General features: G+C 64.4%; 2 protein-coding genes. Both read left to right on the forward strand.

The features are described from left to right. Positions 1-386 precede the first annotated feature (386 nt). Entirely contained in the window at positions 387-1025 is a 639-nt protein-coding gene (locus tag RMO23_RS12720; protein WP_309682027.1) for a hypothetical protein, read from the forward strand. Next, on the forward strand, positions 1022-3933 hold a 2912-nt coding region (locus RMO23_RS12725), incomplete at its 3' end, for a YjbH domain-containing protein (RefSeq protein ID WP_309682029.1). The genes RMO23_RS12720 and RMO23_RS12725, both read left to right, overlap by 4 nt.

Genomic DNA, 3933 nt, shown 5'->3' on the forward strand with positions numbered 1-3933 from the left:
GCGGCCGGTGGCACTGGCGGCGGCGGCGGTTCCACGCCTGGCGTCCCGGGCACCCCCGGCACCACCGGCACTACCGGCACCCGATAAACCCAAAAAACCAGGCCCAGATCGGGTCTGGTTTTGTATCCGCTTGCCGCTTTCCGTGCGCCCGTCCCGCAACAAGGTTCAAAAACCTGTGCGGAAAATGCCCTTGCCCCAAAACATGGCCGCGTGCCGTTAAAACCGCACGCCCGTTTTGGCGCATTTGGCGCAGCTGGCGCATTGAGTCAACTCCCCTTCTTTTTTGGCACGCAGGCCCGTTGACCTGCTCACCACGTCGCACAAGCCATCATCCATGTTGCCGGACTATCGGGATGCTTAAATCGCTCACTTCGGGGATGGGTCGCTTGCTGCTGGTTCTTGCCTGCGCGACACTGACCGCCTGCGCTTCGCGCATTGACGCGATGGCCCAAACCGGCAAGGTATTTTTTCAGGGTGAATCGAACGCCCGTACAGCGCCCGCCCTGAATCCATCCGTTCGCTACCTCAGGGTCGAGGTCAAGCAACGCACCCTCTTCCTCGCGCTCGGTTATGTCGACAGCCACCCCCTGGGTCCGATTGAAGTCTGGTACAGCGGCCGGGGCGAAGTCCTGCGACTGCAAAACGGGCATGTCGTGGGGTTGACCGGCACCGAACTCGAATGGCGGCAAGCCCGCCTTTCAAGCATGCCCAACTGGCCGGCCAATTCATCCACCACCAGCGCCTACTCACGGGTGCGTGACGTGATGCCGGGCTACCGCTTTGGCATTGTCGACCAGTTGGTATTGCACTCGGTCGATGCCCCCGCACGCTCCAACCTGGAATCCGTGACGGCTTCGAGTTTGCGCTGGTTCGAAGCCCGCGAGGCCCATGCCGCCCTTCCCGCGGCGCGCTTTGCACTCTCCGCCGCGCCTGGCGCCAACACCGTGGTCTACGCCGAGCAATGCTTTTCGCCCACCTTTTGCCTGAGCTGGCAGCAATGGCCACCTGTCGCTTCCAGCCCATGAAACCACTGTCCCAGAAAACTCCACGCCGCAGCGCGGCCACACGCCGGCCGCCACTAACCCTGATCAGCAGCGCCACTTTTCTGTTGCTGGGCGTTTTGCACGGCGGCGCGGCGGCGGATGAGCTTCGCCTGCCTGCGGCCAATGTGTATGCGGGTACCAACCCACCGGTCAGCGGCGAGCGCCTGAGCGACTGGCTGCAACGACAGCCCGCCGCCGACGACGCCTACTTCCCGGGGCTGAGCTGGCTGGTTCCCGCGGAGGTGCCCGCGCAAACTGCCCTGAAAAACGCGCTGCAAGCCCATCTGCTCGGGTCCGAATGGACTTTTCGTGCCGATGTTCAGGCCCGACAGCGCCTGTCCGCGTGGATCGGCACGCTTCCCGTCACCGGGCGGGTGCCGATTCCGGTTGCCGATTCCCGCTGGCTCGAGGTACACCCGGCCCAGAACCCGGTGCTCGCGCCCGACCATCAAGTACGGGTACCCCCGCGCCCGACGACCGTGACCGTTGTCACCGGCGACGGCTATCTTTGCGCCGTCCCGCATGCGGCAGGCCATGACGCCCGCGCCTACATCGAGGCCTGCAGGTCGCCCCAGGACACCCGCCCCGTGGATCGGGTCTGGATGGCTCAACCGGATGGCCAGGTTCAAAGTTTTGGCATCGGCGGCTGGAACGCGCAAAAACAGGGCGAGCCCGCCCCCGGCGCCTGGCTATGGGCGCCCGCCCGGGGCGCGGGGTGGTCTGACGGCTTTGCCAAAAAACTGATGGCCTTCCTGGCCACCCAGGGGCCTTCCGCAGCCCAGGCTGCGGCCTCAACAGCCCCAGCGGACGACACCGCCCGGTTGCCAACCAGCCCGCTTCCTTCCAGCCCCCAAACACCGTTGCGCGATCCGGTCATCACCGGCAACGACTGGGGCGGCATCGGCCTGCTGCAGAACCCGTCGGCGCGCATGGCCCCGGCCGGCGAGCTTTCCACCAGTTTCACCCGCGCTTATCCCTATTCACGCCTCAACGTCACCCTGCAGCCGCTGGACTGGCTGGAGCTGACCTACCGTTATGCGTCCATCAGCGGCGTGCCCTACGGGCCGCGAAACCTGAGCGGCGACCAGAGCTACAAGGACAAAAGCGTCGACCTGAAACTGCGCCTGCTCAAGGAATCTGCCCAATTGCCGGAAATCTCCCTGGGCGCGCGCGACGTTGGCGGCACCGGTCTTTTCTCTGGCGAATACCTGGTTGCCAGCAAAAGAGTCGGCGACTACGACTGGAGCCTGGGCCTGGGCTGGGGGTCGCTGGGCTCAAAAGGGTCGCTGGGCAACCCGCTGAGTTTTATCTCCAAGAAATTCAATACCCGGGGCGCATCGGCGACCGCCAGCGGCGGCCAGCTGGGTTTCAAGAGCTTTTTTCGCGGACGCACATCGCTTTTCGGCGGCGTGCAGGTTCAGACCGGCTGGGACCCGTTGATCCTGAAGCTGGAATACGACGCAAGCAACTACCGGTTCAACAACCGCCTGTTTGCGATTGACCCGCCCAGGTCGTCCTTTAACGTCGCAGCGGTTTACCGCTATTCCCCGTCCATCGATTTGACGCTGGGCGTGCAACGCGGAAATGTGGCGACCCTGGGGCTGAACTTTCACTACCCGCTCGCCCGTTTGTCCACGCCCAAGACCAATGACCCGGCGCCGCTGCGTTTTGTGGCGCAGCGCCCGGCGACCGGCACCTGGTCGACGACCGGCGAGGACCTGAGTGCGCACACGGGCTGGCAAGTCACAAAAATCCAGCAGCAAGGCAAGGTGCTGCGGGTTGAGTTTGACAACGCCGACGAGGTGTACTGGCGCGAAAAAGTGGACCGCGCCACCGCCGTGCTGCATCGCGATGCCCCGGCCGAGGTGGAAGAGTTCCACTTTGTCTACAAGAACCGCGGCATGGCGCTGGCCGACCACGTCGTTGACCGTGAACTCTGGGCCGCTCCCAAAGCCCGGCCCATTCCCCCCAGCGAACTGGTGGCCCAGGCCGACACCCGCGCCATTGCACCCACCCCGCGCGACCCGGCGCCTGTCGCCGAGCCTTCCGTCAACGTGTTTCGGGCCAGCGCGCCACGCCTTTCGAGCGACTTTGGCTTTGCCCTGAAGCAGAGCCTGGGCGGCCCCAACGGGTTTATCCTGTACCAGCTTAGCCTGGAGGGCCGCTCCGAATACCGCCTGTCGCCAAGCACCTGGGCGTCGGGCACGGTGAACCTGCGGGCATTCGACAACTACAGCAGGTTCAAGTACACGGCCGACAGCAACTTGCCGCGCGTTCGCACCTTCATCCGCGAATACCTGACCACCTCACGCGTGACCATGCCCAACCTGCAGTTGACCCACGTCGGGCAGCTCAGCACCAACCAGTTCTACAGCCTGTATGGCGGCTACCTCGAGAGCATGTATGCCGGCGTGGGGGGCGAGTGGCTGTACCGGCCTTTTGCCGGGCCCCTGGCGCTGGGGCTGGACGTCAATGCCGTGAAGCAACGCGATTTCGACCAGAAATTGGGATTGCGCGACTACCGGGCCCTGACCGGACACCTCACCGCCTACATCGAAACCGGCTGGAACGACGTGCTGGCCGCAGTCAGTGTCGGTCAATACCTGGCCAAAGACCGCGGCGTCACCCTCGATTTGAGCCGCCGGTTTTCCAATGGCGTGGTGTTTGGCGCTTTTGCCACCAAAACCAATGTGTCGGCGGCCCGGTTTGGCGAGGGCAGCTTTGACAAGGGCATTTACTTCAGCATTCCACTGAGCGCCATGTTTGCCAAGTCAACACCCGACAGGGCCACGTTTGTCTGGAATCCGCTGACCCGCGACGGCGGCGCCAAACTCCACCGCGCCTATCCCCTGTACAGCGTGACCACCGTGCGCAACCCCAGCACATTGCG

It is taken from the genome of Polaromonas sp. (assembly GCF_031411155.1).
GTDB lineage: Bacteria > Pseudomonadota > Gammaproteobacteria > Burkholderiales > Burkholderiaceae_C > Polaromonas.